The following is a 3,214-nucleotide window of genomic DNA, read 5'->3' as shown; positions in this document are numbered from 1 at the left end:
GTCCCCGACGTCCACCTCGTCGTCCTGCACGCCGACCAGATCGTGCACACCGTCCCCGAAGCCATCAACCGCCTCGACCCCACCCGCCCCCTGACCATGATCGCCGGCCCCTCCGCCACCAGCGACATCGAACTCGAACGCGTCGAAGGCGTCCACGGACCCCGCACCCTGCACGTGCTGATCGTCCGCTGAGCCCCACCGTCGAAGGACCACGTCCCGACGCTCCCGAAACCCGGGGAAGACTGAAAGTGGTCCCCTACCGGGCTCGTCGCGCTTGACACCGGCCCGCTGCGCGGAAACCCACGACCACCACCCGACCGAGAACATCAGGATGGACCTGCATGGCGATGACCAGGTGCGACGCGGCCCTCCCCGCACCGGCCACCTCACCCGGAACGGGACGCTCCGGCGAATCGAGGCACCCGGTGACGCCTTCGAGCACCGCGTGATCAACCGCCCTGCGCAACCACCGATGCCGGTGACCGAGGAGTGGAACTGGCAGCTGTCGGCGACCTGTCGCGGGATGGAAGTGGAGTTGTTCTTCCACCCGGCCCGCGAACGACGAGCGCAGAAACAACGTCGTATCGATCAGGCGAAAGCGATCTGCCAGGACTGCCCGGTCCTGGAGGAATGTCGCCGCCACGCACTGCAGGCGCGCGAGCCCTATGGCATCTGGGGTGGCCTGTCCGAGGAGGAACGGGCCGAGATCCTGGGGGTGGGGAACCTGCGCTATCCGGCCGCGGTCCGCCGACAGAACCCCGCGGTCCGCCGACAGAGCCCGGTGCCGACATCGGCACCTCCGGGTCGGTCGGCGGCGGCAAGTTCGGCCTGAGTCCGCCGCCGACCGCCGAGTGTCACCCCACGGTCCGGCGGCCGGGTCGCATCGGTCGGGGCCGATGGCTCCCGCGTCAGGCTCGTCGCGGCCCGGTCAGCACTCGACGATGTTGACCGGGATGACGTGCAGCGCCAGGCCACCGCGGGCGGTCTCCTTGTATTTGACGCTCATGTCCGCGCCGGTCTCGCGCATCGTCTTGATCGCCTTGTCCAGCGAGACGTGGTGCTGCCCGTCGCCCAGGATCGCCATCCGCGCCGCCGTCACCGCCTTGACCGAGGCGACCGCGTTCCGCTCGATGCATGGGATCTGCACCAGGCCGCCCACCGGATCGCAGGTCAGGCCCAGGTTGTGCTCGATGCCGATCTCCGCGGCGTTCTCCACGTGCTCGGGCGTGCCGCCCAGCACCTCGGCCAGCCCGCCGGCGGCCATGGAGCAGGCCGAGCCGACCTCGCCCTGGCAGCCGACCTCGGCCCCGGAGATCGACGCGCCCTCCTTGAACAGGATGCCGATGGCCGCCGCGGCCAGCAGGAACCGGACCACCCCGTCGGCCTGCTCCGCCTCGGACGGGCCGGCGACGAACCGGGTCCAGTAGTGCAGCACCGCCGGCACGATCCCGGCCGCGCCGTTGGTCGGCGCCGTCACCACCCGGCCGCCGGCCGCGTTCTCCTCGTTGACGGCGAGGGCGAACAGGGTGATCCATTCCATCGCGTGCAAGGGATCGGCCGACTCACCGGCCCCCACCAGCTGCTCGTGCAGGGTGTGCGCGCGGCGGCGGACCTTGAGCCCGCCGGGCAGCACGCCGGTCTCGCGGACGCCGTTGTCCACGCATTCCCGCATCACCGCCCAGATCTGCAGCAGCCCGGCTCTAACCTCCTCCTCGCTGCGCAGCACCAGCTCGTTCTGCAGCATCACCCAGCTGATCGACCGGCCGGTGGCCCGGGTGTGGGCCAGCAGCTCGGCTCCGGTGCGGAACGGGTACGGCACCGGGGTCGCGTCGGCGACCACCGCCGGCCGGCCGGCCTCGTCCTCCCCCAGCACGAACCCGCCGCCGACCGAGAAGTACGTCCGCACCAGCTGCGACGAGCCGTCGGCGGCGTCGGCGAACAGCCGCATCCCGTTGGTGTGGAAGTCCAGGCGCTTGCGCCGGTGCAGCACGATGTCGGTGTCCGGGTCGAAGTCGAGCACCGTGCCCGACGGCAGCCGCAGCGACCGGCTGTCGTAGACGGCCTGCACCGCCGGCCCGGTCGCGCGGGGGTCGACCGTCTCCGGGGCGTAGCCCAGCAGCCCCAGGATCACCGCCTTGACCGTGCCGTGCCCGTGCCCGGTGGCGCCCAGCGACCCGAACAGCTCGACCCGCACCCGGGCCGGCTCGGTTCCCGTCGAGGACAGCTCGTCGGTGAACATCAGCGCGGCCCGCATCGGGCCGACCGTGTGCGAGCTGGACGGCCCGATCCCCACGCTGAACAAATCGAAAACGCTGATCATGACGACATTCTCCTCGGACCGGTCGGGGCCTGGGCAGGGACGGTGGCGGGCGGCGCGGGTCGGACGATCAGGGGCCGGCGGCCGCACCGGCCGTGGCCGGGCCGGCCGGGGCCGGCTCGGCGCGGCGGGCCGGGTACCGCAGCGACTCCCGCCCGAGCCGCTCGGCCCGGTCCTCCTCGGACAGGCCACCCCAGATGCCGTACGGCTCGGGGGCGGCCAGCGCATGGGCCTGGCACGATCGGATCACCGGGCAACTCTGGCAGACCGCCCGCGCGGCGGCGACCCGCCGCCGGCGACCCCGGCCGCGCTCGTTCGGCGGATGGAAGAAGATCTCGCTGTCCATCCCCCGGCAGGCCGCGGCGGCCTGCCAGTCCCAGTGGTCGGTGAGCGGTGCCGGCAGCCCGGACCGCTCCCCCGCCGCGACGCCGGTCATGGTCAGCCGACGACCGTCGTCGTCGGGCCGTCACCCTCGGTGGGACCGGCCGGTGCAGTGACCCCGGCGTGCTCGGCCCGCTCCGCGGCCAGCGCCAGCACCCGCTTGCGGACCAGGAACCAGCCGCCGATCAGCATCGGGATGACCAGCAGGAACAGGCCACAGGTGGCGGTGCCGACCGGGTAGTCGAGCGCGATCAGCACCAGGATGCCGACCAGGAACAGGGCGGTCAGCAGGCCGGTGTAGGGCGCGCCGAACATCTTGAAGGACGGCCGCTGCAGCTTGCCCTGCCGCGCCCACTGCCACAGCCGCAACTGGCAGGCGACGATGGCCATCCACGCGGCGATCAGGCACAACGAGCAGACGTTGAGCACGATCTCGAAGGCCTGCTCGGGGACGATCGCGTTGAGCCCGACGCCCAGCAGGGCGACCACGCCGGTGAGCAGGATGCCGCCGAACGG

General features: G+C 72.2%; 4 protein-coding genes and 1 pseudogene. 2 read left to right on the top strand and 3 right to left on the bottom strand.

Going from position 1 to position 3,214, the window contains the following annotated elements; translation table 11 throughout:
* Positions 1 to 192: LUD domain-containing protein (locus ACOJUF_RS15655; protein ID WP_420122758.1), on the top strand; the 192-nt coding region annotated here is incomplete at its 5' end.
* Between the two features lie 139 nt (positions 193 to 331).
* Positions 332 to 832, top strand: a complete 501-nt coding sequence (locus ACOJUF_RS15650; RefSeq protein WP_420122757.1) for a WhiB family transcriptional regulator — start codon at positions 332 to 334, stop codon at positions 830 to 832.
* A 96-nt stretch (positions 833 to 928) separates the two neighbouring features.
* On the opposite strand, the gene ACOJUF_RS15645 is transcribed toward ACOJUF_RS15650, so the two are convergent.
* From ACOJUF_RS15645 to ACOJUF_RS15635, 3 genes and pseudogenes are all read right to left on the bottom strand, one after another.
* On the bottom strand, positions 929 to 2,320 hold the full coding sequence (locus ACOJUF_RS15645; RefSeq protein ID WP_420122756.1) for an L-serine ammonia-lyase: 1,392 nt from the start codon (positions 2,318 to 2,320) through the stop codon (positions 929 to 931).
* 67 nt (positions 2,321 to 2,387) lie between these two features.
* Positions 2,388 to 2,753, bottom strand: a complete 366-nt coding sequence (locus ACOJUF_RS15640; RefSeq protein WP_420122755.1) for a WhiB family transcriptional regulator — start codon at positions 2,751 to 2,753, stop codon at positions 2,388 to 2,390.
* 2 nt (positions 2,754 to 2,755) lie between these two features.
* Positions 2,756 to 3,214, bottom strand: a pseudogene (locus tag ACOJUF_RS15635) (L-asparagine permease); the annotation flags it as partial.

It is taken from the genome of Nakamurella sp., from assembly GCF_048594475.1.
Classification (GTDB): Bacteria; Actinomycetota; Actinomycetes; order Mycobacteriales; family Nakamurellaceae; genus Nakamurella.
This window is presented reverse-complemented; position numbering and strand designations above follow the sequence as displayed.

Coding starts and splice junctions, on each gene's coding strand:
- ACOJUF_RS15650 (WP_420122757.1), top strand. CDS start 332: ATGGACCTGCATGGCGATGACCAGGTGCGACGCGGCCCTCCCCGCACC.
- ACOJUF_RS15645 (WP_420122756.1), bottom strand. CDS start 2,320: ATGATCAGCGTTTTCGATTTGTTCAGCGTGGGGATCGGGCCGTCCAGC.
- ACOJUF_RS15640 (WP_420122755.1), bottom strand. CDS start 2,753: ATGACCGGCGTCGCGGCGGGGGAGCGGTCCGGGCTGCCGGCACCGCTC.